This is a genomic window from Paraburkholderia hayleyella (assembly GCF_009455685.1).
GTDB lineage: Bacteria > Pseudomonadota > Gammaproteobacteria > Burkholderiales > Burkholderiaceae > Paraburkholderia > Paraburkholderia hayleyella.
In genome coordinates this window covers 3,003,610-3,029,096 of sequence record NZ_QPES01000001.1, presented here as the reverse complement: position 1 = coordinate 3,029,096, position 25,487 = coordinate 3,003,610, and the positions used below count along the sequence as shown (strand labels likewise).

General features: G+C 60.6%; 25 protein-coding genes, 1 other RNA gene and 1 pseudogene. 12 read left to right on the top strand and 15 right to left on the bottom strand.

All coding sequences use genetic code 11. The features are described 5' to 3' along the window. Positions 1-21: 21 nt before the first annotated feature. Positions 22-909, bottom strand: coding sequence for a class II glutamine amidotransferase (locus GH657_RS13275; RefSeq protein WP_153101346.1), 888 nt, complete (start codon positions 907-909; stop codon positions 22-24). Between the two features lie 332 nt (positions 910-1,241). Here GH657_RS13275 and pyrC point away from each other — a divergent pair, with 332 nt between their 5' ends. After that, entirely contained in the window at positions 1,242-2,303 is a 1,062-nt protein-coding gene (gene pyrC, locus GH657_RS13270) for a dihydroorotase (RefSeq protein WP_153101345.1), read from the top strand. Positions 2,304-2,395: 92 nt separating this feature from the next. On the opposite strand, the gene GH657_RS18420 is transcribed toward pyrC, so the two are convergent. Beyond that, positions 2,396-2,527, bottom strand: a complete 132-nt coding sequence (locus GH657_RS18420; RefSeq protein WP_281349391.1) for a hypothetical protein — start codon at positions 2,525-2,527, stop codon at positions 2,396-2,398. Positions 2,528-2,542: 15 nt separating this feature from the next. Between GH657_RS18420 and GH657_RS13265 the strand changes: the two are divergent. Continuing rightward, positions 2,543-3,076 (top strand): annotated as a pseudogene (locus GH657_RS13265) (DUF3025 domain-containing protein); the annotation flags it as partial. Positions 3,077-3,178: 102 nt separating this feature from the next. Then, an RNA gene (rnpB, locus tag GH657_RS13260) (RNase P RNA component class A) lies at positions 3,179-3,592 on the top strand. A gap of 193 nt (positions 3,593-3,785) precedes the next feature. Here the strand turns inward: rnpB and GH657_RS13255 are convergent. The 6 genes from GH657_RS13255 to GH657_RS13230 form a co-directional block, all read right to left on the bottom strand. Beyond that, a complete protein-coding gene (locus GH657_RS13255) occupies positions 3,786-4,214 on the bottom strand; it encodes a hypothetical protein (protein WP_153101344.1) in 429 nt (142 codons plus the stop codon). 114 nt (positions 4,215-4,328) lie between these two features. Further along, positions 4,329-4,751 (bottom strand): OsmC family protein, encoded by a 423-nt coding sequence (locus GH657_RS13250; protein ID WP_153101343.1) that lies wholly within the window; start codon positions 4,749-4,751, stop codon positions 4,329-4,331. A 438-nt stretch (positions 4,752-5,189) separates the two neighbouring features. Continuing rightward, on the bottom strand, positions 5,190-7,817 hold the full coding sequence (locus tag GH657_RS13245; RefSeq protein WP_174769949.1) for a fimbria/pilus outer membrane usher protein: 2,628 nt from the start codon (positions 7,815-7,817) through the stop codon (positions 5,190-5,192). Between the two features lie 91 nt (positions 7,818-7,908). Beyond that, positions 7,909-8,343 carry a DUF1090 domain-containing protein gene (locus tag GH657_RS13240; RefSeq protein ID WP_153101341.1) on the bottom strand — a complete coding sequence of 145 codons (435 nt, stop codon included), beginning with the start codon at positions 8,341-8,343 and terminating at the stop codon, positions 7,909-7,911. A gap of 55 nt (positions 8,344-8,398) precedes the next feature. Beyond that, entirely contained in the window at positions 8,399-11,749 is a 3,351-nt protein-coding gene (locus tag GH657_RS13235) for an ATP-binding protein (protein ID WP_153101340.1), read from the bottom strand. Continuing rightward, complete coding sequence (locus tag GH657_RS13230) at positions 11,730-12,374, bottom strand: response regulator (protein WP_153101339.1); 645 nt, start codon at positions 12,372-12,374, stop codon at positions 11,730-11,732. Before GH657_RS13230 ends, GH657_RS13235 begins: the two co-directional genes overlap by 20 nt. 379 nt (positions 12,375-12,753) lie before the next feature. Here GH657_RS13230 and rplM point away from each other — a divergent pair, with 379 nt between their 5' ends. The 3 genes from rplM to erpA all read left to right on the top strand — a co-directional run bounded on the left by rplM (position 12,754) and on the right by erpA (position 14,396). Then, positions 12,754-13,182, top strand: a complete 429-nt coding sequence (rplM, locus tag GH657_RS13225; protein WP_007180422.1) for a 50S ribosomal protein L13 — start codon at positions 12,754-12,756, stop codon at positions 13,180-13,182. A gap of 11 nt (positions 13,183-13,193) precedes the next feature. After that, a complete protein-coding gene (gene rpsI, locus GH657_RS13220) occupies positions 13,194-13,586 on the top strand; it encodes a 30S ribosomal protein S9 (RefSeq protein ID WP_153101338.1) in 393 nt (130 codons plus the stop codon). A 426-nt stretch (positions 13,587-14,012) separates the two neighbouring features. Next, entirely contained in the window at positions 14,013-14,396 is a 384-nt protein-coding gene (gene erpA, locus GH657_RS13215; protein ID WP_153101337.1) for an iron-sulfur cluster insertion protein ErpA, read from the top strand. A 238-nt stretch (positions 14,397-14,634) separates the two neighbouring features. On the opposite strand, the gene GH657_RS13210 is transcribed toward erpA, so the two are convergent. Then, complete coding sequence (locus GH657_RS13210) at positions 14,635-15,771, bottom strand: anhydro-N-acetylmuramic acid kinase (protein WP_153101336.1); 1,137 nt, start codon at positions 15,769-15,771, stop codon at positions 14,635-14,637. A 132-nt stretch (positions 15,772-15,903) separates the two neighbouring features. Here GH657_RS13210 and tyrS point away from each other — a divergent pair, with 132 nt between their 5' ends. The 6 genes from tyrS (at position 15,904) to GH657_RS13180 (ending at position 19,587) form a co-directional block, all read left to right on the top strand. Further along, a complete protein-coding gene (tyrS, locus tag GH657_RS13205; RefSeq protein WP_153101335.1) occupies positions 15,904-17,211 on the top strand; it encodes a tyrosine--tRNA ligase in 1,308 nt (435 codons plus the stop codon). An 8-nt stretch (positions 17,212-17,219) separates the two neighbouring features. After that, a complete protein-coding gene (gene dtd, locus GH657_RS13200) occupies positions 17,220-17,678 on the top strand; it encodes a D-aminoacyl-tRNA deacylase (RefSeq protein WP_153101334.1) in 459 nt (152 codons plus the stop codon). A 52-nt stretch (positions 17,679-17,730) separates the two neighbouring features. After that, positions 17,731-18,432 (top strand): histidine phosphatase family protein, encoded by a 702-nt coding sequence (locus tag GH657_RS13195; RefSeq protein ID WP_153101333.1) that lies wholly within the window; start codon positions 17,731-17,733, stop codon positions 18,430-18,432. Positions 18,433-18,547: 115 nt separating this feature from the next. After that, entirely contained in the window at positions 18,548-18,874 is a 327-nt protein-coding gene (locus tag GH657_RS13190; protein WP_153101332.1) for a plasmid mobilization protein, read from the top strand. Further along, complete coding sequence (locus GH657_RS13185; RefSeq protein ID WP_246174075.1) at positions 18,867-19,013, top strand: hypothetical protein; 147 nt, start codon at positions 18,867-18,869, stop codon at positions 19,011-19,013. Before GH657_RS13190 ends, GH657_RS13185 begins: the two co-directional genes overlap by 8 nt. A gap of 97 nt (positions 19,014-19,110) precedes the next feature. After that, positions 19,111-19,587, top strand: coding sequence for a hypothetical protein (locus GH657_RS13180; protein ID WP_153101330.1), 477 nt, complete (start codon positions 19,111-19,113; stop codon positions 19,585-19,587). A 9-nt stretch (positions 19,588-19,596) separates the two neighbouring features. Here the strand turns inward: GH657_RS13180 and ruvB are convergent, their stop codons facing one another. The 6 genes from ruvB to dusB all read right to left on the bottom strand — a co-directional run bounded on the left by ruvB (position 19,597) and on the right by dusB (position 25,306). Next, positions 19,597-20,667, bottom strand: coding sequence for a Holliday junction branch migration DNA helicase RuvB (gene ruvB, locus GH657_RS13175; protein ID WP_153101329.1), 1,071 nt, complete (start codon positions 20,665-20,667; stop codon positions 19,597-19,599). Positions 20,668-20,732: 65 nt separating this feature from the next. Beyond that, entirely contained in the window at positions 20,733-21,314 is a 582-nt protein-coding gene (gene ruvA / locus GH657_RS13170; RefSeq protein WP_153101328.1) for a Holliday junction branch migration protein RuvA, read from the bottom strand. A gap of 180 nt (positions 21,315-21,494) precedes the next feature. Further along, the gene (gene ruvC, locus GH657_RS13165; protein ID WP_153101327.1) at positions 21,495-22,037 is read right to left on the bottom strand and encodes a crossover junction endodeoxyribonuclease RuvC; all 543 of its coding nucleotides are present in this window, start codon (positions 22,035-22,037) and stop codon (positions 21,495-21,497) included. A gap of 208 nt (positions 22,038-22,245) precedes the next feature. Further along, positions 22,246-23,811, bottom strand: a complete 1,566-nt coding sequence (purH, locus tag GH657_RS13160; RefSeq protein ID WP_153101326.1) for a bifunctional phosphoribosylaminoimidazolecarboxamide formyltransferase/IMP cyclohydrolase — start codon at positions 23,809-23,811, stop codon at positions 22,246-22,248. Positions 23,812-23,987: 176 nt separating this feature from the next. Next, positions 23,988-24,221, bottom strand: a complete 234-nt coding sequence (locus GH657_RS13155; protein WP_153101325.1) for a Fis family transcriptional regulator — start codon at positions 24,219-24,221, stop codon at positions 23,988-23,990. Next, positions 24,218-25,306 carry a tRNA dihydrouridine synthase DusB gene (gene dusB, locus GH657_RS13150; protein ID WP_153101324.1) on the bottom strand — a complete coding sequence of 363 codons (1,089 nt, stop codon included), beginning with the start codon at positions 25,304-25,306 and terminating at the stop codon, positions 24,218-24,220. Before dusB ends, GH657_RS13155 begins: the two co-directional genes overlap by 4 nt. Positions 25,307-25,487: the final 181 nt, after the last annotated feature.

The window sequence follows — 25,487 nt, the reverse complement described above, 5'->3', positions numbered from 1 at the left end:
AGAGGAGTTCGGCCGAGCCGTTCAGGGTTCGATCGCCGCGATGCTATTGCAGGCGCTGGCCACCGTGGCTGACGCGGTAGGGTCCAGTGCCGGGTTGCGGGCTTTTTCGAGCACAGCGGGCGGCACCGGAATATTGACCTGGGCGATGACTTCGCCGTGCTGGAACATCAACAGGTCGCCAGGCGCGAAGGCGCTCCAGACCTCGTCATCGGTGAGCGGCTGGGTGGCGATGACCGCGACGCGGTCTTCGGGCGTGGTGTACTTGGCGAAATCAATCGAGACGTCGGTGTCCACCAGATGCGCGGTGGAAAACGGCCAGCGGCGCACCAGATAGTGCAGGTGGGTCGAGCAATGCGCGAACAGCGCCTGGCCGTTGGACAGCAGAAAATTGAACACACCAAACTGGGTGATTTCACGCGTGAGGGTTTCGAGCGTGGCGAAGAGGGCCTCGAGCGGTGGCTGCTGCATGCCGGGAAAGGCTGCGCGCAGCCCCTCTAGCAGCGCGCAAAACGCGCGTTCGCTATCGGTATTACCCACTGGCTGATACACGCCGGTGAGCGCGGGCTGGTAGTTTTGCAAATCGCCGTTGTGGGCGAAGATCCAGTGACGGCCCCATAGCTCACGCATGAACGGATGGCTGTTTTCGAGCCGGATGTGTCCTTGCGTGGCCTTGCGGATATGGGCGATGGTGTTTTTCGACTTGATCGGATAGCGCTTGACCATCTCTGCGATGGGCGAGGTGGCCGAGGGCTGATGATCAACGAAAAGGCGGCATGCCTTGTCCTCGAAGAAGGCGATGCCCCAGCCGTCGGCATGATGATCGGTGACGCCGCCACGTGCGGCGAAGCCAGTGAATGAGAACGTGACGTCCGTTGGCGCGGCGCAGTTCATTCCGAGAAGTTGGCACATGATGCAAAAAAACGTGAGGCTGGGGGTGGCGCGGGTGGCCGGGATGCGCGTGCGATGAGTTGTGACGAGCCGCTACAATGCTGGTCTGGCAAGCATACACTGGGCATTGCGCGGCACGCAGCAAATTGAGTGCCAGGCCTGTTGCCCCGTTGCAGTTTATCCACGCGGCCCCGGGCCAGTCAGGTTTGCCCGCCTCTTCGTTTTTCGTTTTCGTCTGCTTTCGTCTGCTTTCGTCTGCTTGTCCCGGCCCCGGCCTGTTATTGCGCTTGATTCAGCTTGATTCATTTCATCGTTTCCCCGCCTGCTGGCGCATCGTCTTTCCTCTCCCTGCCATGACCCTTGCCCATCCAGCTTTGAATACCCTGACATTCACCCGTCCTGACGACTGGCATCTCCACGTGCGCGATGGTGCGATGCTTGCTGCTGTGTTGCCGCATACGGCGCGCCAGTTTGGCCGCGCGATCATCATGCCGAACCTGAAGCCGCCGGTGACCATCACTGCCGAGGCCGTGGCCTACCGCGAGCGGATTCTGGCGGCGCTGCCGCCGGGCGTGCGCTTTGAGCCGCTGATGACGCTGTATCTGACCGACAACACGCCCGCCGATGAGATTCACCGCGCTCGCGCCAGCGGTGTCGTGCATGGCGTGAAGCTCTATCCCGCAGGCGCGACGACCAATTCGGATGCGGGCGTGACGGATCTGATGAAGTGCGCGAAGACGCTCGAAGCGATGCAGGAAACGGGTATGCCGTTACTGGTGCACGGCGAAGTGACTGATAGCGCGATCGACCTGTTTGATCGGGAGAAGGTGTTTATCGAACGTGTGATGGAGCCGCTGCGGCGCGCGTTTCCGGCGCTGAAAATCGTGTTCGAACACATCACGACGAAAGATGCCGCCCATTACGTGCGCGATGCCGCCGCGGCGCCTGGTCTGCTTGGCGCGACGATCACCGCGCATCATCTGCTGTACAACCGCAATGCGATGTTCCAGGGTGGTATTCGTCCGCATTATTACTGCCTGCCGGTGCTTAAACGCGAGACGCATCGCCTGGCGCTGGTCGAGGCCGCGACCTCGGGCAATCCGCGTTTTTTCCTCGGCACCGATAGTGCGCCGCATGCCAAAGGTCTGAAGCAGCAGGCCTGCGGTTGTGCGGGCTGCTATACGGCGCTGCATGCGCTTGAACTCTATGCCGAAGCCTTCGATCAGGCCGGTGCGCTGGAGCGCCTTGAAGGCTTCGCCAGTTTCTTCGGTGCGGATTTTTACGGTTTGCCGCGCAGCACCGAGCAGGTCACGTTGCACCGTGAGCCATGGATCTTGCCGGAAGAGTTCGTGGCCGGGGAGGTCGCGGTGGTGCCACTGCGTGGCGGCGAAGCGATCGGCTGGCGCTTGCGCTAGGGGCGGCGTTGAGGGTGGACGAGTTTATGCAGCGAGTGTCGCCGGTGTTCGACGCGCTCGACTGGTCGAAGCCATGGTTCGCCCCGCTGGCGTTACGTGGCGAGCGCTGGCAGCAGGCGGCGCGGGCGGGTGAGCGCGCCTGGCTGGCGGCGCTGAATGCCGACGCCGATCTTGTCGGCCAGCGCACGGGATACGGGCGTCCTCTGGCGTTTATCGCGCAGCATGAGCTGCCCGCGCAGATGTCTTATGAGGCACATATCGCGGCTACCGGATGCGTGCCGACGCGTCATAACCTGCATGATTTTTTCAACGCGCTGGTCTGGTTTCAGTTCCCGCAGATCAAGGCGGTGCTGAACGCGCGCCAGGCAGAGGCCATCGACGCTCAAGGCATCGGCCCGACGCGTGGCAGCAAGCGCGATGCGCTGACGCTCTTCGACGAAAACGCGGCGCTGTTCGTCTGTAGCGATCCGGCGTTGGGCCAGGCGTTACGCGCGTTCGACTGGCCCACCTTGCTGCTCGCCTGCCGTGCATCCTGGGGGCAGCGCTGCGAAGTGCGCTGCTTCGGCCATGCCTTGCTGGAAAAACTGGTGTCGCCGTATAAGGCTTGCACAGCGCATGCATGGGTTGTCGCTGCGCCTGCGGCGTATTTTTCCTGGCCACTGCGGCAACGCGAGGCCTGGCTGGACGAGACCGTGAGCCAGGCGCTGAAGGCATTGCCCGAACTCAGCAGCCGCTTGTTCGCGCCTCTGCCGGTGCTGGGTATTCCCGGCTGGTGGCCCGATAACGAAAATCCCGCGTTTTATGACGACCTCGCCGTGTTCCGTCGGGGACGCCATCGGGATGTCGCAGGCAGCGATGTTAGAATCGCCCGCAGCAAAGCAGGTCAGGCAGTCGCGGCTGCGCTGGTTTCGGCTGGCGCGGGCGAGGAAAGTCCGGACTCCACAGGGCAGGGTGATGGCTAACAGCCATCCGTGGCGACACGCGGAACAGGGCAACAGAAAGCAAACCGCCGATGGCCTGGCGCAAGCCAGGATCAGGTAAGGGTGAAACGGTGCGGTAAGAGCGCACCGCGGCTGCGGCAACGTAGTCCGGCACGGTAACCTCCACCCGGAGCAATTCCAAGTAGGCAGGCGCGCATCTTCGAGATGCAGGATGGGGCCCCCATCTCGTCTGCGGGTAGGAAGCTTGAGCGCGTCAGTAATGGCGCGCCTAGAGGAATGGCTGCCACGTGCATCGTGCGTTCGCGCGCGGTGCATGCACAGAATCCGGCTTATCGGCCTGCTTTGCCTCCTCATGGAAATGCCGGCGTCACATGTGTGACGCCGGCATTTTTTTATTCGCCAAAATTGAAATGGGCCAAAGGCCAAAGGCGGCGCGCCCGTGCCTGGCTTAAGTGCGATGAGCACTCAAATCGTCCAGAAACATGACGGAAAGCCGATTGTGCTTCGCCTCAACACCCAGGTTGGCGCTGTTTCCGTTGGTTCATGCTTTTAACCAGGCGTGCGGGCTTCGAAGCCGGACGATACTCATGGCCTCCTTCAGGAACTCGTCTGCTTCAATGTCTGTTCTGATACCGAGCATGACGGACGCAAATGTCCCATCTTTGTAAACCATTACAGCGTGTGCCTTCGGCATCCGGCCACTTTTGAATTCATTCAGGAGCTTTCGATAGGCATCCAGAGAAGCGCTTGATGAGAGCAGTTTTTCGTCAGGATGCCACGCGTCAATGTTGCCGCCCCACCACCGGATATCGGATCCTTTGATGTGCGCAACCACCGTGCGCTGGTTTGCCCCGGTTCGACCTGCGCGCTCAAGCGCCACGCCTAATGATTCGGCAACGTGCAGACCTCGCTTCATTTCAGCTGCGCCTTGAGCATCGGACTTGCGCGGCAAGGAGGCCGTCCAGTTCACGGGTGATCATGGGGGCCAGGTTGAAAAGCGGTGTGACGATCATGACTGGTGAGGAGATGAGCGGGTTGTGCCGTACCCGCTCAGGAATGAATGCCCGGCCGAAGCGGCCTTGTTTTAAAGCGCAACGATATCGAACGAATGCGTCAGCTCAGCGGTTTTGGCCAGCATGATTGACGCCGAGCAGTATTTGTCATGCGAGAGGTTGATCGCTCGTTCGACTGTTGCCGGATTCAGGTTCTTGCCGGTTACCGTGAAGTGGAAATGGATTTTCGTGAAGACCTTGGGATCTTCGCTGGCCCGTTCGGCCTTGAGGGTCACCGTGCAGTCGGCAATCTCCTGGCGGCTCTTTTTCAGGATCATCACGACGTCATAGGCCGTGCAGCCTCCCGTGCCAAGCAAGACCATTTCCATGGGGCGCGGCGCGAGATTGCGGCCGCCGCCTTCCGGCGCTCCGTCCATCGATACCAGATGTCCGCTGCCTGTCTCAGCGATGAACGCCATTCCGTCTTGCCCCATCCAGCTTACTTTGCATTCCATATTTGACTCCAGCCTGCCCGGCTTAAATTCGAGACGGCATTGTAGCCCGCCGATGACGGTCTTGCTCTGGGTCCAACTCAAGCCCTGATTGGCCTGATCGTGCCGCGATAATGTCAATGATTAATGCATAAGGCATAGGATAAATTAGGCATCTTGTTCTAGCTGTAATGCGAAGATAAATAATATGAATAATGTAGTGTGCTGATTTAAAAAGAAAATTTAAATATAAAAAAGCAGTTAAATATTTCGTGAGACAGGTTTTGATTATGCTCTGCAAACATTCTTGCGTTAAAACAGGTCGCTTCATATAATCAAAAATATTGATTGCCGCAGCGTGGCATTCACCTCATGTCTCCTCCACCTCCTCCATGGGTGGATTAAACCCGAACAGATGTTCGGGTTTTTTTTCGTCCGGGCATCGTCGCGTCATCGAAACCCTCAGCGGCTTATTGACTGCCCCTGTTCTGGAGGTTTAATCGGGACCAGCGGCTGGGGCTTGATCGGAACGTAAATCACCGCGCCTGACACTGGCGCCACTTCCCTGAACAGCGTGTGATAGTCGAGGCCCTCTCCGAGTTCAAGACTGTCGAGGCCTAACCGGTTGATCCGGTAAGGCGTGAGATACGAAATGATGGCGCGGCCCTGTGAATCGGTACGGGTCGAGAGCTGGCCATCGACACTGGCATCGGGGTAGCCCGGGGCATCGACGATGGCGATGGTGTCGCCAAGGTTTTGCCCGAACACCACGCCGTTTTTGTAGCCGACGACGCTTCCGGAGACGCCCAGACTCACCTTGCGATATCCCTTGCCTTGCCCGTATCCCGCATCCATGCGTGCGGCATCGGCCTGATAGGAAGCGCTTGCGTTGCCTTCGGTTCCGGCTGCTTTCGATTGCTGCTGGTTCAACGTGTAATTCAGCCGGTAGTCGCGCAGCGCCGAACCGGAGAACTGGTTGCCCCACGTTAGCGCGCCGTCGTCGTCGCGGGTGACGGTTGCCGCGTAACGCATGGTCTGGTTAGGCTTCTTGAGGGCCAGCGGGATCGACAGGTTGACCTGAAACGAGACGCTGTTTGTGCCTGCCCTGCGCTTTAATCCGACTTGCGTATCGACATCGAACCGGTCACCGTACCAGGTGCCGCCTAGCTGGAACGACTGCATCCGGGCCTGTTTGCCACCAAAGCTGTTGTCGCTCAGCGTGGCGTACACGTTGCCGGTATCGCCGACGTTTTGCTGCATATCCAGACGGATACGCGTGCGTGGGCTGGGGTCGGCCACCCACGATTGAATGTCGCCGCCGTCAAACAGGCCATCGGAATCTTCTCCAAACAGGTCGCGGTAGGTATCGATATCGACGCGCCGTTGCAGCACGTCTTCGAGCGAGCGGAAATGGCCGCCCACATAGCGGCGAAAGTCGAGGTTGATCCCGGTTCCGGTTGAGGCGAACGATTTGGCGTAACGCACGCGAATGCGGTTGCCGTTAGGCGTATCGGTCAGCATCGCGGCTTTCACGTTGGAGCGGGTGACGTCGAGCGAGAGCGCGCCTGCCGCCGCCAGGTCCCAGCCTACGCCCGCTGCCAGGCTGCGATAGCCGCGCGCGTTGAGCACACCGGCGAAAGTGCTGATCCGGTAGGGCAAGCCCATGCCCACGGTGGCTTGCACAAATTCGGGCTGGGTAAAGTCGGGGCGCAGGGAGGTGCGGCGATAGCGGCCGAAGTTGATCGCGTATTTCACCACCTTGTTATGCACGAGCAGCGGCATGGCGATGTACGGAACGATCGACGTGTGTTCCGTGCCGTCGGCTTCGCGCACGGTGACGTTGAGGTCGCCGCTGCTCGATGGTGGCCGGACATCGTAGAGCGCGAACGTACCTGGCGCGACGACCGCGTGATAGAACAGCAGGCCGTGCTGGCGCACGGAAACTTCGGCCGTGCTTTTCGCAATCCCGCGCACTACCGGGGTGAATGCCGCGAGGTAATCGGGCAGCAGGTTGTCTTCCGACATCAGCTGGACTCCCGCAAATGGCATGCTGTCGAACAGCAGGCTGTCGGTGCTGCCCTCGCCGATGAGCAGCTTGCTGCGCCACGGCACGATGTCGCGTTGCAAATAAGTCGCTATGCGTTCCCAGGAGGGTTTGCCGGTGGTTTCGCGCGAGTAGGTGTGATTCGTGCGAAAGCGCCATGGGCCCAGGTTTGCTCCGAGGTCGAAAGCGCCGTAAAGCGTTGCATGACGTTGAGCATCGGAGAAATTGTTACCGGTGTTTTGCGCGCCATTGAGCTGGTAATCGAAGCGCACGGCCGGAATGCCGTAGGCCAGGCGCCACGCGGGCACGTTCCCCCGCGAGCGGCTCATCAATGATGAATCGACCCGCACGGTGAGCTGCTGGCGCAGCTTGTCATAGTGCAACTGTGCGGCGTCTTCATCGTCATCGTCGTCGTCATCATCATCGGCTGGCTTGACGGTTTGCTCCTTAGGCAAGCGCTGGGGAATCATGCAGTAAGGGTTTTGAGTGTCGTCTTCCTGGACAAAACGGGTGATGGGCGTGACGCCCCATGACAGCCAGTCGGCGATCTCCGCGCAAGGGTGGCCGTGCTCATTGATCCGCAGCCACGAATAACCATGCCAGTGTCCGTTGACATAGACCGCAACCTTGATGGTCGGGTCCGCTGCCGCCCCCGGATCGGTGTCCTCGGCAGGAGCGGGATCGTCGCTGTCGCTGGCTTCACCTGAAAGCGCACGCTGGATCGCTAGCTCAATGATGTTGTCTGGGACGGCGTGATTCGAGTCGGCATTGGCTTCGGCTTCAACGTCGGCCTCGGCATCGTCAGCTACATCGGCCTTAGCCCGTGCCTGACCCTGTGAGGGGGACGAGGCGCCAGCTTCGGCGATATCCCAATTTTGAGCGGTACTCGCTTCGCGCTTACCGTAATCGGTCAACGCGCGCTGGACAGCTACGTTGAATTCGGCATCGCCATCCTCGGACGAGGGGGGCGATTCGCCGGCGTAACTCACGACGGGTGCAAGCAGCAACATGCTCCAGACGGAGTAGATCGAACCTTTACGAACCAAAACTTCTACGCTCACGACAAACAGGAACAGGGGGCTTATGCCCCCTGTTCCTGCAACACAAAAAACTTGAAACAGAAACTACATCTGCTGCTTAACCACGCAGAGCAGCTGCATCACCTTGAGCGGCGCTCAGGTCATCCATTTTCTGACGCAGCCGATCCTGCTTTTCCGACAGTTTCGATTGAGCTTTCTGGACCTTGCGTGAATCACCGCGAGCTTGTGCTTCGCGCAGTTTTTCTTCTGCTTGACGTACGTCGTTTTGTGCCTTGGCTACGTCACGTTGTTTGTCTTGGACTTTGCGGTTTGCGCGTTCTGCCTGACCTGCGTTCGTGCAATTGGCCTTGACTTGTGCCAGTGCGCCTTCGAGCGAAGCAACGCGGTTGGTGTTGCCGAACTGCTTGGCTGCCTGGATTTGCGCCTGGATGGCGTTAGCGCGTGTCGCGCAGTCTTGTGTACCGCCAGCGAATGCGCTGGTTGCGCTCAACAGAACAAACGGAACGATTGCGGCGAATAGAGTTTTTTTCATGTTAGATACCTTTCTTTGCTGGTTGCAAGCGGATCTGTGTTCCGCTCAGTCATTACTATGACGATTTTGTTTTCCGGCCACCATCGAACATATTCGAGAGTGAAGCCTGATGATTCGAATGTCCATCGTACTCAATGATCTCGCTGCTCGTTGCCGGCGCCGCATGAGGCGCTAGCAACTTCACGACGCGCGCGCTTTGCGCGACGATGGCTGCTTGTGCGGGCGTGCCCCGCAGGGCCTGCATTTCGAGTACCAGACAGGCCTGGTCGAGGTCCGCATCGGCCAGTGTGCAACTGACGACACCACGAATGCGATGGGATAGATCAGCGACGTCGCGCCATGCGCCGGCCGCGACGGCTTTGCTTAACGCGGCGCTGTCGTCTTGCAGGCTCTCAGCTAAACCAGGGGTCGCAAAGGGCTGCGGAACGGATGCGGCGGATACATTGTCTTGCCAATGCCCGCCCACCCGTCCTGGAAACCAGTGCGCGAGCACATGACTGATCTGTGCCAGATCAAGTGGCTTCACGAGAACATCGTCCATTCCAGCCGCCAGGCACGAGTCACGCGCTTCGGAAAGCGCATTCGCGGTGTAGCCGATTATCGGGCAGCGGGTTTTGCCCTGGGCCGCCTCGTCGGCACGGATGCGTTGCGTCAGCTCGACCCCTGAGGTGCCGGGCATGTTGCAATCGGTCATGACCAGATCGACGCCTTCGGCGATCCGCTGCAGGGCGTCTTGCGCGTTGCTGGCTGCAATAGGGTGATAGCCAAGCCAGCCAAGCTGGTCGGACAGAATGCGCAAATTGACCGGATGATCATCCACCGCGAGGATGCGCAGCGGGGCGCTGGCGAAAATCAGTTGCGTGTGAGCCTGGGCCTCGCCGCTGGCGGCTGGACACGGCACGCTAACGGTGACCTCGGTGCCGTGTCCGGGCTCGCTGGTGAGCGTGATCTGGCCATCCATCAGCAACACCAGGCGTTTGACGATGCCGAGCCCCAATCCAGTGCCGATATGGGCCGCGGGCGATGAGGCCTGGTGAAAAGGCTCGAAGATCAGGGGTAGCTCAGCGGCGGCGATGCCCGGGCCCGTGTCGCTGATCGTGATGACCAGCACCGCGGGCTGAGTGCTGTCCTCAGGATGGGGCGCAAGCTGGACGTCAAGCGTGACACTGCCCTGACTGGTGAACTTGATTGCGTTTGACAGCAGATTGGCCACGATTTGCCGCAACCGTGTGGGATCGAGCCATGCCCATTCCGGGACTTCCGGCGCCATGCTGTGCCGCAAATGCAAGCCCTTTGCCTGCGCGGCCTGCGTGAAGAGCGTAGTGGTATCGGCCAGCAGCGCATGCAGGTTAATCGCACGGGGCGCGAGCGTGAGCTCGCCCGCTTCGATCTTGCTCAAATCGAGCAGGCCACCCACCAGATCCAGAAGACTGCGCGCGGAGGCTTCGGCCAGCGCTAGCGGCTGGGCATCTGCAATGCCCGCGCGGGCGCGCCGGTGCGCCATTTCCAGCAGACCGATCACCGCGTTCATGGGCGTGCGGATTTCGTGGCTCATGACAGCCAGAAAATCGGTTTTCTCCGCGCTGGCACGTTCGGCGACGTCGCGCGCGATACGCAGTTCGCTCTCGAGCTGTTTGCGGCGGCGAATCTGGTATTGCAGCAAGCTATTCCAGCCGATGATCAGCGCCAGGGCGCAGAACACCCACGGCAGCCAGCGAAACACCGAGCGGCGCAAGCTGTCCCAGGTGCCCGTGGGGTAGTTGATATTGACCAGCCATTTCGAGGCGAGCATCGCGCGCTCGGAGGGCGCCATGGCGAGCAGCGATTTGTTCAGGATGCCGAGCAATTCAGGCATCCCGGTGCTGACGCCAAAGCGGGCTTGATCAGGGCCATCGAGTGCCGTGGCGGCGATGTGCAGACGGCCATCGAAATAACGTTCAATGGCGTAACTGGCGCTGGCCATGCTGAGCAGCGCGGCATCCGCATGGTCGCGGGCGACGAGATCGAGCGCATCGGTTGCCGTGCGTATCGGGATCAGCTTGATATCGGGGTAGAGCGTGCGGATCAGGTCGGTCATGCCATGCCCATGCATCAGCGCCAGCCGTTTGCCGCGAAGGCTACCGAGCCCTCTGATCGAGGTTGCGGCAGGCTGCGTGACGATGGCCCACGCCATCGGCTGGACTGCCGTGGTGAACGACATAAAAGTATGGCGGGCGGCAGTGGGAATCAGCGTCGTCACGAGATCGGTACGACGTGCGCGCAGGTCGTTTTCGACCTCGTTCACCGTATCGCGCGGGACCACTTCAAAGCGCAGCCCGATGCGGCGGCTGATCAGTTTGAGCAGGTCGGCGTACATGCCGACGAACTCGCCGGACGAATCAATGAAGGTATACGGCGCATTGGCGGCATCGATTCCGACGCGCACTACCGGATGGGTTTCGATCCAGCGGCGCTCGGCATCGGTCAGCGGCAGCTTGCCGTTTTCCATGTCCTGCGCCGCGCCTGCAGCCCAGCGGCGCAGGAGGCTGAGGCGCATCCATTGCGGAATCACATCGAGCCCGGCATCCAGCACGCGCGCCAGCGCCGGGCGGTCGCGGTTGACGACCAGCGCAAAGCGGACTTCGGCGGGTTCCGTGCGTGCCACGCGCAGGTTCAGAAAGACCCCTTGTTCGATGTAATAGGTCGCGGCGACCAGATCGCCCACGTAGTAATCGGCGTGGCCCAGCGAAACGGCTTCGAGCGCCTTGTAGAGCGATGGCACATGCGTGAGCGAGGGGTGTTGCGGCGAAAGGAGCTGAGTGCCCTGCTGCACGCCACGGCCTTCCAGCGCGCCATAGCTGGTGGGGGCAGGCCCCGCGCGGCGCACTACGGCCAGCGGTGCGCGCAGATAGGTCGCGCTGGCGAGCGTGCTGCTCTCGGCCGGAGCCAACGGCCCCAGCAGGCTGAGGATGTCGATCTCATGCGAGCTCAAGGCCGCGAACGCTTCAGCGCGGTTGGCAAACCAGCGAACCTGCACCTGGGTTTGAAGTGCATTGCCCAGCAAGAGCAAGTATTCGGCGGTAATGCCTTCGACGGTTTCATTGCCTGAACGGAACTGGAACGGCGCGTAGTCCTCGCCCCACATGCCGACGATCAGCGGGCCATGACGTTGCAACCAGGCGGCATCGCCGGGTGTGAGACTGGTTGGAAAGCGGGTGGTGGCGCCTTGGCCCGCGGGATGCAGCAAGCCGGCGCTAGCCTGCGCCGGGCTAAGGGGCAGGAGCAGTAGATGAAGGCAGATCAGGCAAGCCCGGATGAGGGCCGTGGCCGATGCGCGGGGAGCAATGCGGGGGGCGATGTGGGCGATAGGTGCGATAGGTTCGACTGAACGGAACGCCTGGCGCCCGCTAGACAATACCGGTTTCATACGCGTAGCAGATCAGGTCGGCATTGTTCGTGATCCCGAGTTTTTGCATCGCGTGTTGTTTATGGGTGGCAACCGTGCTTTTGGCCCGGTTGAGATTGCCCGCGATTTCATCGAGTGTCTGGCCCTGAGCGAAAAGACGCACGACGTCCATCTCGCGCTGGCTCAGCGAAGAAGTCATGCTGTCGCCATGGGCCGATGGCTGTGCGGCCAGCCAGCCGCGCACGCTAGGGGAGCAGTAGGGCAACGCATGGCCGGCTTCGATGGCACGCAAGGCGGAGAGGATTTCGCCGCGCTCGTCGTTCTTGCTGACGATGCCGTGCACGCCGAGTTTGACCAGCTGGTTGCAGAGCGCGGGGTTGGACAGCATCGTGAACACCACCAGCCGGAGCTGGGGAAATTGCCGCAGCACACGCTCGATCAGGGCGAGGCCATCCCCGCTGGGCACGCCCTGGGTCATGGAGTAATCAGTCACGGCAATATCGCAATTTTGCGTACGCAGGGCATCCAGCAATTGCTCACCGGTCCGGACCTTGAACACGATCTGATAAATGCGTGCTTCCGTAAGCGTTGATTCGAGCGCATCCATGATTACGGGATGGTCGTCGGCCAAGCCGATCCGCTTCATGTTTTGTCCTGAAATAAAAGGGAGCGTTTGATTCTAACGGAGAGCGGTTGTCCAGTTCCGTCGAAAATTCGTAGAAAAGACAGGGAAAGGACGGAGATGTCGGTAAATTTGTAGGAGATGCGCGCAAATTTGCGATGGCGCCGGGGCGGGCAGACGCCGGCCCGAATGCAGGAGGAAGGGGGGCGCAATAACTTGTTCCGGAGGGTGTCAAGTGTCCGGCCGCGCAAATTTTGCCATCGGACAAAAAATTCCTTTATAATTCAGGGCTTTTCGCCGCATATGCCCGCGGGGGGAAGAACAGGGAGAGCCTGCACGGCGCCTCGACGCGCCAAAAGCTAAGCAGGACAAGACTGGGCAAAGCAATTTTATTGGATCGATCATGAAGACGTTTTCCGCAAAAGCCCATGAGGTGACGCGCGAATGGTACGTGATTGACGCGACGGACAAGGTCCTCGGGCGTGTCGCCAGCGAAGTGGCACACCGTCTTCGCGGCAAGCACAAGCCAGAGTTCACTCCGCACGTCGACACCGGTGATTTCATCATCGTTATCAACGCCGGCAAGCTGAGGGTCACGGGCAACAAGGCCACAGACAAGAAGTACTACCGCCACTCGGGCTATCCGGGCGGCATTTACGAAACGACATTCGGCAAGATGCAGGAACGCTTCCCGGGCCGCGCGCTCGAGAAAGCGGTCAAGGGCATGCTGCCGAAGGGCCCGCTCGGTTACGCGATGATCAAGAAGCTGAAGGTCTACGCTGAAGCAACGCATCCGCATTCGGCGCAACAGCCGAAAGCGCTCGAGATCTAAGGGGAGCCCATATGATCGGTAACTGGAATTACGGCACGGGCCGCCGCAAGAGCGCGGTCGCTCGGGTTTTCATCAAGGCTGGCAAGGGCGATATCGTTGTCAACGGCAAGCCTATCGCTGACTATTTTTCACGCGAAACTTCGCTGATGATCGTGCGCCAGCCGCTCGAACTCACGAATCACGCGGCTACGTTCGACATCAAGGTCAACGTGTCGGGTGGCGGCGAAACAGGTCAGGCAGGTGCTGTGCGCCACGGCATCACCCGCGCGCTGATGGACTACGATGCAACGCTGAAGCCGGCTCTGTCACACGCTGGTTTCGTGACGCGTGATGCACGTGAAGTGGAACGCAAGAAAGTGGGTTTCCACAAGGCACGCCGCCGCAAGCAATTCTCGAAGCGTTAAGCGTTCGGGGTTTGCGAGGTTTGTCCTGGTTTGCGATGTTTGTATTGCGCAGGCCATGCCACACCAAAAAGCCGTCAGTGTTTTTGCGCTGGCGGCTTTTTTCGTGGGCGCTACGGGCTGGCGAACGCCGGGAGGCTCAATGCCGCAGGAAGCCGCAGCCACGCGGATTTATCCTGTCGCAACTATAAATAGGGCAGATAGCATCCGACGATCTCGGCTCATGCCGGCAGGATGAACAGCGCGAAGGTTTTGATTTCTGGCATGTTTTTTCCCTGGCTCATCCCGGCGCGACATTGCACCTGGCCGATGAGCGCTTATCTGCTTATCCAGCCATCTGGCACCTAAAAGTCATTGAATTTATTGCTTTCAGCACGATTTTGGGATCAGCCCTACAATGGCGCACATAGGCTTTTTTGGAGATTTGGAATGAACGCTGTCGCTGATATCCCCGTGTCCCCTGCATCCCCCGTGACCGGCATGCCCACGCCCATCGTGTTTACCGATGCCGCCGCGGAGAAGGTCAAGCAACTGATCGACGAAGAAGACAATCCCAATCTGAAGCTGCGTGTGTTTGTCCAGGGCGGTGGCTGCTCGGGCTTCCAGTATGGTTTCACCTTCGACGAAGAAACGAACGAAGACGATACCGTGATGGAAAAGATTGGCGTGCAATTGCTGATCGATTCGATGAGCTATCAGTATCTGGTGGGCGCGGAGATTGACTATAAAGATGACCTCAATGGCGCGCAGTTCGTGATTAAAAATCCGAATGCGACAAGCAACTGCAGTTGCGGTTCGTCGTTCTCGGTGTGAGGGTGACGCGGTTGGCGGCAAGGCACAAGACGCACGAAATTTGAAATGAACGGCCCGGGGCGCAGTTGACTGCGCCCCGGGCCGTTTTTTTGCGTGGATGACAGGGGCGATGGCATCGTTGATGCCGAATTTATTTTGATTAATTGATTTTTATATTAAATCTGGGTGGGAAGAGACGTTGCGCAAACGAGTTTATTTCCCTGAAAACGTCCCTTCCTCAACGCGTCCTGGCGCCGTCCTAACGCGGATAAATCGCCCCCAGCACGCGCTCACCCGCCGCGCCCGTCACAGATGGAAGATTTCCCGGCGCGCGGGCCAGGCAGCGCTGTGCCAGCCACGCGAACGCCATCGGCTCAACCTGCTGCGGCGGTACACCCAGCGCCTCGGTGGTCAGCACCGGCACGCCACTCGCCCCGCTTTCTTCCAGTGCAGTTTGCAAGGCCTTTAGCAGCACAGGATTGCGCGCGCCCCCACCACAGACATAAACCGCCCGGCTCTCCGGCGCGTGGCGTTCGATCTCCCGCGCCACGGTCACAGCGGTGAGCGCGGTCAGCGTTGCCTGGACATCCTCCGGGCTGATACCCGGATGCGATGCGAGCCGCGCATCGAGCCAGGCGGGACTAAACAGGTCGCGCCCGGTGCTTTTAGGCGGCTGCTGGGCGAAAAACGGCTCTTCCAGCAGGGCATGCAAGAGCGGCCGGTGGGTTTGTCCACGGGCGGCGAACTGGCCGTTTTCATCGAAGGGCCGGCCCAGGTGGCGCTGCGCCCAGGCATCGAGGAAGACATTGCCGGGCCCACAGTCGAAGCCGCGCACATGCCCTTGCGCACCGAGAATCGTGATGTTGCTGATGCCGCCCAGGTTGCACACCACCCGGGTTTCGTTGGAGACGCCGAAGATCGTTGCGTGAAATGCCGGAACCAGCGGCGCGCCCTGGCCGCCTGCGGCGAGATCGCGGCTGCGGAAATCGGCGACGACATCGATCTGCGTCATTTCCGCCAGCAACGCCGGGTTGTTGATCTGCCGCGTATAGCCCTTATCGGGGCGATGGCGCACGGTCTGGCCATGGACGCCGATGGCGCGTACATCGGCGGCTGACAGGCCGCTGCCGCGCAGCAACTCGTGGCAGCAGACCATGTAACGCGTGGCAAGTGCATTGGCTGCCAGCGCTTCGCGTTCGATTTCGTTGTCGCCGGGTTGCTGCAGCGCGAAGAGCGCCTCGCGCAAGCCTGCCGAAAACCCCTCGAACGCTTCTCCCCGCACCACCGGTGGCTTGTCCGGGAAGAACTCGACGGCGATGCCATCGACGCCATCCATGCTGGTGCCCGACATCAAGCCAAAATACACGTTGCTTGCACTTGCGGTATTGCGTGTCACGGTGAGATCCCTGTTTTCGGTCGATGCGCGATTATCAGCGGAACTGCGCGTCAGCGTAAGGCCTAACCCGGGCCGATGAGGTGAGCGCGGGCCGCATTGGGCATGGTTCGGCTGCAAGCCACGCACTTATCTATGGGACAATCTTTTCTTTTTGCGATCCAATCCAGCATGAGCTTCGAGCCGACCTCTACGTCCACCCCCCAGGCGTCCACGCCTCAGGCCAGCCCCCTTCTTCCGCTCACCGATGAGGTCCGCCACGCGTTGGCCGTCACCCGGCGTGGCGCGGACGAACTGCTGGTAGAAGACGAATTCGCACAAAAACTCGCCAGAAGCGCGGCCTCGGGCACGCCGTTGCGCATCAAGCTTGGCCTTGATCCGACCGCACCGGATATCCATCTCGGCCACACCGTGGTGCTCAACAAGATGCGCCAGTTGCAAGACCTCGGTCATACGGTGATTTTTCTGATTGGCGACTTTACCTCCCTGATTGGCGATCCCTCAGGCCGCAATGCCACGCGTCCGCCGCTCACGCGTGAGCAGATCGAAACGAATGCGAAAACCTATTTCGATCAGGCCGCCCTGGTGCTGGACCGCGATAAAACGGAGATTCGTTACAACAGTGAATGGTCGCTGCCGTTGGGCGCCGACGGCCTGATCAAGCTTGCTTCGCGCTACACCGTGGCACGCATTCTTGAACGTGAAGATTTCACCCGGCGCTTTCAGGGTGGCGTGCCGATCTCGATTCACGAGTTTCTCTATCCACTGATGCAAGGTTACGATTCGGTCGCGCTGAATGCCGATCTCGAACTCGGTGGCACCGACCAGAAATTCAACCTGCTGGTGGGCCGCGAACTGCAAAAGCAGTACGGTCAGGCGCAGCAGTGCATCCTGACGATGCCCTTGCTCGAAGGGCTCGATGGCGTCGAGAAAATGTCGAAGTCGAAACACAATTACATCGGCATCAGCGAAAAGCCGGCCGATATGTTCGGCAAGCTGATGAGCATCTCTGACGTGCTGATGTGGCGTTACTTCGAGTTGCTGTCGTTCCGCTCGCTGGAGCAGATTGAGGGCTTTCGCCGCGAGGCCGAAACAGGCCGCAATCCGCGTGACTTCAAGGTGATGCTGGCGCAAGAAATCGTGACGCGGTTTCATTCGGCGGCGGAGGCGCAACGGGCGCTGGACGACTTCAACCATCGCGCCAAAGGCGGAGTGCCGGACGAGATCGCCGCGGTGACGCTCAGCGGTGCACCGCTGGCGCTTGGGCAGTTGCTCAAGCAAGCGGGGCTGGTGCCCTCCACCAGCGAGGCGCTGCGGAATATCGAGCAGGGCGGGGTGAAGGTGGATGGCGCGGTGGTGTCCGATAAAGGCCTGAAGCTCGACGCGGGCGAATACGTGGTGCAGGTCGGCAAGCGCCGCTTTGCCCGCATTACGCTGAACTGAGCAGCCACATGATCGCGCTGCTACAGCGGGTGCGCCATGCCGAGGTGCGCGTGGGCGAGCGGGTCACCGGGGCGATTGGCCGGGGGTTGCTGGTGTTTCTCTGTGCCGAGCGCGAGGACACTGATGCAGCTGTCGAGCGTTTGCTTGCGCGTCTGCTGGGCTACCGGGTGTTTAGCGATGCGGCGGACAAGATGAACCTGTCTGTGCAGAATCTGGATGGCGCGGGGCAGGCGGGCGGTTTGCTGCTGGTGCCGCAGTTCACGCTGGCGGCGGATACTCGCAGCGGCACGCGTCCCAGCTTTACGCCTGCGGCGCCTCCGGACGAAGGCCGCCGCCTGTTCGATGCTTTCGTCGCGGCGGCGCGGATGAAGCATCCGCTGGTTGAAACCGGCGAGTTCGGCGCGGATATGCAAGTGTCGCTGCTCAACGATGGTCCGGTGACGTTCTGGTTGCAAACGCAGGCCTGATGCGCGGGTTCTTGCCGTTTTTTCATTTTTTCGTTCTTGAGCGTTTCTTCTTATGGCCACCCAGATTCTTTTTATCCGCCACGGCGAAACCGCGTGGAACCGCATCAAGCGCATCCAGGGCCATATGGATATTCCGCTCGCTGAAAGCGGAATCGACCAGGCGAGGCGTCTGGCGCAACGGCTGGCGGCAGAAGTAAAAGAAGGGGCGCGGCTGGATGCGGTTTATTCGAGTGACCTGCTGCGCGCCCAGCAAACCGCGCAGCCCATCGGCGCCGCGCTCGGTTTGCCGCTGCAGTTGAGCGAAGGCTTGCGCGAGCGTTCATACGGCGCGTTTCAGGGATACGACAGTGCGCAGATCGCCGAGCGCTTTCCCAATGAATACGCTCATTGGCAAAGCCGCGATGCCGGTTTCGCGCCCCCCCAGGGCGAGTCGCAGCGCGCGTTTTATCATCGCGTGCTGCAGGCCCTTGCGCCGCTGGTCGCCGCGCATCCGGGCGGGCGCATTGCCTGTGTCACGCATGGCGGGGTGCTGGATTGCGTGTACCGGCTAGCGCAGCGTTTGTCACTCGATGCGCCACGCAACTATGCCTTGCTGAACACCAGCCTTAACGTGGTGGACGTGGTGGATCTCGAAGGCGAGGTGGCAACGGTGGTGTCGTGGGCGGATGTGGCGCATCTGGCGGATCTGGCCGAAGGCAGCCAGGACGATACGCTCAAGGACGTGCTGCGGCAGGCGCCGGAGGCGGGGCGCTAGGCGTTTGATGTCTCCATCATTTCGTTGCGCCTTGCCTTTCTACCCTAAACGACTTGATTTAATAACGGGCGAACCTAAAACGTACGCGTCATGGACATGTACATGGGGGTGGTAAATGGCAACGGCAACAGAGCGGATCGTGGTTCAGGTGACGGCGGTTCAGAAGCAGGAGATTACGAGTACCGCAAAGCGGCTCGGGCTTAACGTGAGCGAGTTGATGCGTCAGGCGGCGCAGGGCTTCATGCCGCACGAGGACGAACAGGATTTGTACGCGCTGATCGCGCGCGTGAATGCCTCCACGAACGAAGCGAACAATGCACTAGACGACATGCTTGCCTTCGTCGCGGAGTCGAACAAGCGAATTGCAGCGATGATGGCAAGCACTAATGGGCGTCACAGACAAGGTGTGGGACGCGCTCACGACCGTTATCAAGATGAATGACAAGGTGGTATCGCTGGCTGGCACGGTCAAGGATCAGCAGGCGAAGATTGAGGGTTTGACGGAGCGGGTGATTCGGCTCGAAGCGACGTTGGAACTCATGATTCGCACAGGCGGCGAAGCAAAAAAACTACCGCGTTAATCGACACCATGCCGACGAAGCCCCTCGCTGAACGGATCTTGGGCGCTGAAGCACGGGCGCCGAAGTGGCCTCAGCAATAACGTACCGGAGAAGCAGCATGACTCACGCTTCAAAATGCACAAAAGAACTGACTGGAGAACTCTTCAGGCGAAGCGGCGATGCCGTGGCTGTTAAGCGTATTGGTGACCAATTTGGATTTGAGGGGTACAACGCGCGCAAGGGACATTGTCATAAAAACGTCGAACAGTGGGTAAAAGAACATCCACTCGATCAGCCGGTGCATGGTTGGCTGGTTAACCAAAGCCAGTTGGAAGAACACGGCTTCGTTGCTTTTTACGCACACTCGCTGATCCGAGCAGCAGATAACGGTTTGGTAGACGTGACGCTAGGCGCAAGTGACTTCGACTATCGATTCCTGCCCGATGAGCGTCCGGACAATGAGTTCATGGAGCTAACGAAATTGCCTATGCCGTTGCAACACATAGACAATCAAGCCCGCTTTGATGCATACAATGCCAGCTGTCAATACCAACACCAGCTGGGGCACCCTTCAGCGAGTTCAACAACCTTGTGAAACCGCCTTTCAGGGCGTACCGCTACTCCACAGGTCGGGCACGGGGTTTGCCCCATCCGCGGCCGGTGCGGCAAGGCCGAAGTGGCGGTACGTCAGCAAGGTGGCGATGCGGCCGCGCGGCGTGCGTTGCAAGAAGCCTTGCTGGATCAGATAGGGCTCAAGCACATCTTCGATCGTGTCGCGCTCTTCGCCGATCGCGGCGGCCAGATTGTCCACCCCGACCGGCCCGCCATCGAACTTGTGCAGGATCGCTTCGAGCAGCTTGCGGTCCATCAGGTCAAAGCCTACAGCGTCGACATCGAGCATCTTGAGGGCGGCATCGGCCACCTGCGCCGTGATCTTGCCATCGGCTTTGACTTCCGCGAAATCCCGCACCCGGCGCAAGAGCCGGTTGGCAATACGAGGTGTACCGCGCGAGCGTTTGGCGATTTCGAAGGCGCCATCCGGGTGAATGTGCGCGTTGAGCAACGACGCCGAGCGGATGACGATGCGCGTGAGTTCTTCGGCGCTATAAAACTCAAGACGCGCCACGATACCGAAGCGGTCGCGTAGCGGATTGGTCAGCATCCCGGCGCGGGTGGTGGCCCCCACTAGCGTGAAGGGTTGCAGATCGAGCTTGACGCTACGTGCAGCGGGCCCTTCGCCGATCATGATGTCGATTTGGTAATCCTCCAGCGCGGGATACAGGATTTCTTCGACGACCGGCGAGAGCCGATGAATTTCGTCGATGAAAAGGACATCGTTGGCTTCGAGATTGGTGAGCAGCGCGGCCAGGTCGCCTGCGCGCTCCAGCACGGGGCCGGAGGTCTGGCGCAGATTGACCCCCATTTCGCGCGCGATGATATGGGCCAGCGTGGTTTTGCCCAGCCCAGGCGGGCCGAACAGCAGCACGTGATCGAGCGACTCCGAACGCCGCCGTGCGGCTTCGATAAAAATTTCCAGTTGGCCGCGCACTTTTTCCTGGCCGACATATTCGTCGAGCTGGCGCGGGCGCAAGGCGCGCTCGAACGCTTCTTCGTTGGGCGACACGGGCGTGGCCGCGATGATGCGTTCAGCGGAGAGTTTATCGGTTTCGATCATGGGCGCATTGTACTCGTGCGAAATAGGGTTTCCCGGCGCTGGCTCAGACGGTTCCTGGGGCTTTCCTAGGCTTTGGATAGCGCCTTGAGCGCCAGTTTGATGCCGTCCGATACCCCGGTTCCGGCGGGAACGTTTTTCACTGCGGCGAGCGCTTCTTTCTCGGAGTAACCCAGGGCCAGCAACGCGTTCAGGATATCGGTGGTGTGCGCCGGAGCGCTCACGCTGCCCGCTGCTGCACCCAGATCCGCGCCGAGCTTGCCTTTGAGTTCGAGCAGCAGCCGCTCCGCTGTTTTCTTGCCGATACCCGGCACGCGGGTCAGACGCGCGGCGTCTTGCAGCGTCACTGTTTGCGCCAGTTCGTGCACGCTCATGCCCGAGAGCACCGCTAGCGCCATGCGTGCGCCGATGCCGCTGATCTTCAGCAACTCGCGGAAGGTCGCGCGCTCGGGCGCGCTGCCAAAACCGTAGAGCAGATGGGCATCCTCGCGCACGATCATTTGCGTCAGCAGCGTGACTTTCTCGCCGGTTGCGGGGAGGTTGTAGAAGGTGCTCATGGGCACGTCGATTTCATAGCCCAGCCCGTTGCAGTCGATGAGCAGGTGCGGCGGATTTTTTTCCAGCAAGATGCCGGCAATACGACCAATCATGGCGCTTCAACCGTGGTGAAGGTGGGATTAAGGATAAACGTGTGCGTGTGCCTGTGCCTGTGCTTGCGCCTTGTCGTGTGAGATACGGCGCGCGGATTCTGGATTGCCCTGTGCCTATTGTGCGGTGGGTGCCGTCTCAGGCCCGAACGCATAGCCGCTCACGGTCCGGCCGCCGCAGACCTAGCCAATCAAGCGGCCACGGCGCACGCGCAGCCCTTTTTTGGCCAGCGCTGGAGCGATGCCGCCCAGCGTGCTGAGTGTGCTGCCACCGTGGGCGTGGCAGATCGCCATGCCGAGCGCGTCGGCGGCATCGGTACCGGGCGTGCCCGACAGGCACAGCAGACGCGCCACCATTTGCTGCATTTGCTCTTTGCTGGCGCGGCCATAGCCTACCACCGCCTGTTTGAGCTGAAGTGCGGTGTATTCGGCTACCGGCACGCCATGAGCCACCAGCGCGCAGATCGCCGCGCCCCGTGCCTGGCCCAGCAGCAGCGTCGATTGCGGATTGACGTTGACGAAGACTTTTTCGATGGCGGACTGATCGGGGGCATGCTGGCGGGCTAGCGTTGCAATGCCGTCGAAGATCGTACCGAGCCGCGATGGCAAATCAGCGTCGGCGGTCTTGATGACGCCGCTGGTGACATAGGTGAGCTGCTGGCCGGTTTGGTCGATGATGCCAAAGCCTGTCACACGCAAACCGGGGTCGATGCCGAGAATTCTCATGAGGGGTGAGGCGAACAGGAATGGCTGTGATGCTACAACGAAAGGCCGGCGCGAAGGGGCTGCACGATGTGCCCGGATTCGCCTGCAGGCCGGCGCATGATCTGAGCGGTACAGGGCAAAAGCCCGCTGGGTAAGCCAGCGGGCCCAAAGACACGCATGAGACACGCATGAGGCATGGGCCCGCCTCAGGCCGCTGCCCAGTGGTGAGTTAATGGCGAAAGTGACGCACGCCGGTGAGCACCATGGCGATATTGTGTTCGTCTGCGGCGGCGATGACCTCGTCGTCGCGCATTGAGCCGCCTGGGTGAATCACGCAGCTCGCACCCGCGGCGACCACGACATCGAGGCCGTCACGAAACGGGAAAAAAGCGTCCGAGGCCACCGCTGAGCCCGTCAGCGACAAACCGGCGTTTTGCGCCTTGATGCAGGCGATCCGCGCCGAATCGATGCGGCTCATCTGGCCGGCCCCGACGCCGAGCGTCATGCCGTTGCCGCAAAACACAATCGCATTCGACTTGACGAATTTGGCCACGCGCCAAGCGAACAGCAGGTTGTCCATTTCGCCGGGAGTGGGATGGCGCCTGGTGACGACGCGCAGCTCGTGCGGCTGCACGTTCCTCGCATCGGGCGATTGCACCAGCAGCCCGCCGCCGACACGTTTCAGGTCGAACGTGTTGTGCGCCGCGCCGAGCGGGATTTCGAGCACACGCACGTTCTGTTTGGCGCTGAACACCTGGAGCGCGGCAGCGCTGAACGATGGCGCGATCAGCACTTCGACGAACTGTCTGGCCACCGCTTGCGCCGTGGCTTCGTCGACTTCACGGTTAAACGCGATGATGCCGCCGAAAGCCGAGGTGGGATCCGTCTGCAACGCTTTCGCGTAAGCGTCTGCGGCAGATTCGCCGAGCGCCACGCCACACGGATTAGCGTGCTTGATGATGACGCAGGCGGGCGCCTCGAAGGTTTTCACGCATTCCCAGGCGGCATCGGAGTCAGCGATGTTGTTGTACGACAGCGCCTTGCCCTGCAACTGGCGATAGTTGGCCAGCGCGCCTTCGGGCACGCTCAGGTCGCGGTAAAACGCCGCGCTTTGATGCGGGTTCTCGCCATAGCGCAGGTCTTGCACCTTGTCGAAGGCGAGGTTGAGCGTCGCAGGGTAGGGCTGGCGCGAGGCGTGCTGCAACTCGTCGGTCAGGCTGCTCAGGTAGTTCGTGATCGCGCCGTCGTACTGCGCGGTGTGCGCGAATACCTTGGTTGCCAGGCGGAAGTTGCTTGCGTAGCTCAGGGTATTGCCGTTGGCGCGCATCTCGTCGAGCACAGTAGCGTAATCCGCCGGGTCCACCACCACGGTGACATCGCGGTGATTCTTGGCCGCCGAGCGCAGCATCGTCGGGCCGCCGATGTCGATGTTTTCGATGGCGTCTTCGAGCGAGCAGGTGGTTTGCGCCACCGTCTGCACGAATGGATACAGGTTCACGACCAGCAAGTCGATGGTGGGAATGTCATGCTGTTCGAGCGCCGCCATGTGCGCGGGTAGATCGCGCCGCGCCAGAATGCCGCCGTGCACTTTGGGATGCAGGGTCTTGACTCGCCCATCGAGCATTTCCGGAAAGCCGGTGTAATCGGCAACTTCGGTGACGGGCAAGCCCGCTTCGGCTAGCAGTTTGGCAGTGCCGCCGGTGGACAGCAGCCTGACGCCAAGCGCCGAAAGCGCGCGGGCGAAATCGACGATGCCGGATTTATCGGAAACGGAGATGAGCGCTTGCTGGATCATGATCTGAAAGAAAACCGGTGAAGGACAGGGACGGGAGAACGAAAAACAAAAAAACGAAAGCCGTACTCACAGCGGAGTGACCGCGGTCGCAGCGGCAAGCCAGGCAAGCAGCGCTAAATACCGCTGACTATCGCTGACTATCGCTGACTACCGCTCACTATCGCCAATCGCTGTTGCTACAACAGGCCGTGCTGTTGCAGTTTCTTGCGCAGCGTGTTGCGATTGATGCCGAGGTATTCGGCGGCGAGCGACTGGTTGCCGCCCGCTTGCTCGAGTACGACTTCGAGCATGGGTTTTTCGACGCAGGCGATGACCATGTCATAGACATCGTGCGGATTTGAGCCGTCGAGATCCTGAAAATAAACGTCGAGGCTATCGCGGACAGATTGTTCGATGATGTGCTTGCTCATGCTGCCAGGTGGTCGGTGTGGGCTGGTTCGCGCTCGGGCTGTGCGGTTTCGCCGGTGTCGCCGGTGTCGCTTTCGTCGAGATACGTCAGGCGCTCGGAGAGGGCCTTTTGTGCTTCGAAGAACGCGTTGACGGCGAGCAGTTGCGCGCGAGTGGTGTCCAGTGTGTTCATGTGATGGCGGAACACGCTGGCACCAGAAAGGCCGCGAGTGTACCAGCCGATGTGCTTGCGTGCGGTGCGTACCCCGGTAAATTCGCCATAGAACGCGTAATGATCTTCGAGATGCTCGTTCATCACTTGCTGAATTTCGTCGATGAGCGGTGGCAGCAGCAGCTCGCCGGTTTGCAGAAAATGGGCGATCTCACGAAAGAGCCAGGGGCGGCCCTGGGCGGCACGGCCAATCATGATGGCGTCGGCGCCGGTGGCGGCGAGCACGGCATGGGCCTTGTGCGGCGAGATGATGTCGCCATTGGCGACCACCGGAATGCGCACGGCGGCCTTGACGGCGGCGATGGTGTCGTATTCGGCGTCGCCGCGATACAGATCGGCGCGGGTGCGGCCATGCACGGTCAGCATGGCGATGCCGGATTGTTCGGCGAGGCGGGCGATGGCGAGCGCATTGCGATGCTCGCGGTCCCAGCCGGTGCGGATCTTGAGTGTGACCGGCACCGCATCCGTGCCGCGCCCAACCGCATCGACCACCGCGCTGACAATGCGCTGCACCAGCGGCTCGTTTTGCAGCAGCGCCGAGCCCGCGGCCACGTTGCAGACCTTTTTGGCCGGACAGCCCATATTGATGTCGATGACCTGCGCACCGTTGGCGACGTTGTAGCGCGCGGCGTCGGCCATCATCTGCGGGTCGGCTCCGGCGATCTGCACCGCGATGGGTTCGACTTCACCCATGTGATTGGCGCGGCGCATGGTTTTTTCGCTTTTCCACAATTGCGCATTCGACGCGACCATTTCCGAGACCGCATAGCCCGCGCCCAACCGTTTGCACAGTTGGCGAAAAGGCCTGTCGGTGACACCCGCCATCGGGGCCACGAACAGGTTATTGGGCAATGTGTGAGAACCAAGGGTGAACATGGGACGGAAAAGGGTCAGTGCCGGGCCAGTGCCGTAAGCCTCCACGGCGAGATGCGGGGGTACGCGCAGAATGGAGGCACAAGAAATAAGAGAAAAGAGAAGCGCGTATTTTACCGTCAATCGCAGCCTATCCATTTCAAATGGGCTGGGCGGATGGAATGAAATTTCCGCTGAAGCACCG

Bases quoted from the DNA above. Each gene is read 5' to 3' on its own strand.
- GH657_RS13230 (WP_153101339.1), bottom strand. From the start codon at position 12,374: ATGAAGCGGATCGGCTTGGCCGACGACCATCCCGTAATCATGGATGCG.
- GH657_RS13250 (WP_153101343.1), bottom strand. From the start codon at position 4,751: ATGGAATGCAAAGTAAGCTGGATGGGGCAAGACGGAATGGCGTTCATC.
- GH657_RS18420 (WP_281349391.1), bottom strand. From the start codon at position 2,527: ATGCTGCGCGATAAACGCCAGAGGACGCCCGTATCCCGTGCGCTGGCC.
- ruvC (WP_153101327.1), bottom strand. From the start codon at position 22,037: ATGAGAATTCTCGGCATCGACCCCGGTTTGCGTGTGACAGGCTTTGGC.
- ruvB (WP_153101329.1), bottom strand. From the start codon at position 20,667: ATGATCGAAACCGATAAACTCTCCGCTGAACGCATCATCGCGGCCACG.
- GH657_RS13275 (WP_153101346.1), bottom strand. From the start codon at position 909: ATGTGCCAACTTCTCGGAATGAACTGCGCCGCGCCAACGGACGTCACG.
- GH657_RS13195 (WP_153101333.1), top strand. From the start codon at position 17,731: ATGGCCACCCAGATTCTTTTTATCCGCCACGGCGAAACCGCGTGGAAC.
- ruvA (WP_153101328.1), bottom strand. From the start codon at position 21,314: ATGATTGGTCGTATTGCCGGCATCTTGCTGGAAAAAAATCCGCCGCAC.
- GH657_RS13180 (WP_153101330.1), top strand. From the start codon at position 19,111: ATGACTCACGCTTCAAAATGCACAAAAGAACTGACTGGAGAACTCTTC.
- GH657_RS13240 (WP_153101341.1), bottom strand. From the start codon at position 8,343: ATGAAAAAAACTCTATTCGCCGCAATCGTTCCGTTTGTTCTGTTGAGC.
- rplM (WP_007180422.1), top strand. From the start codon at position 12,754: ATGAAGACGTTTTCCGCAAAAGCCCATGAGGTGACGCGCGAATGGTAC.
- erpA (WP_153101337.1), top strand. From the start codon at position 14,013: ATGAACGCTGTCGCTGATATCCCCGTGTCCCCTGCATCCCCCGTGACC.
- GH657_RS13155 (WP_153101325.1), bottom strand. From the start codon at position 24,221: ATGAGCAAGCACATCATCGAACAATCTGTCCGCGATAGCCTCGACGTT.
- dusB (WP_153101324.1), bottom strand. From the start codon at position 25,306: ATGTTCACCCTTGGTTCTCACACATTGCCCAATAACCTGTTCGTGGCC.
- dtd (WP_153101334.1), top strand. From the start codon at position 17,220: ATGATCGCGCTGCTACAGCGGGTGCGCCATGCCGAGGTGCGCGTGGGC.
- GH657_RS13190 (WP_153101332.1), top strand. From the start codon at position 18,548: ATGGCAACGGCAACAGAGCGGATCGTGGTTCAGGTGACGGCGGTTCAG.
- tyrS (WP_153101335.1), top strand. From the start codon at position 15,904: ATGGGACAATCTTTTCTTTTTGCGATCCAATCCAGCATGAGCTTCGAG.
- purH (WP_153101326.1), bottom strand. From the start codon at position 23,811: ATGATCCAGCAAGCGCTCATCTCCGTTTCCGATAAATCCGGCATCGTC.
- rpsI (WP_153101338.1), top strand. From the start codon at position 13,194: ATGATCGGTAACTGGAATTACGGCACGGGCCGCCGCAAGAGCGCGGTC.
- pyrC (WP_153101345.1), top strand. From the start codon at position 1,242: ATGACCCTTGCCCATCCAGCTTTGAATACCCTGACATTCACCCGTCCT.
- GH657_RS13235 (WP_153101340.1), bottom strand. From the start codon at position 11,749: ATGAAACCGGTATTGTCTAGCGGGCGCCAGGCGTTCCGTTCAGTCGAA.
- GH657_RS13185 (WP_246174075.1), top strand. From the start codon at position 18,867: ATGAATGACAAGGTGGTATCGCTGGCTGGCACGGTCAAGGATCAGCAG.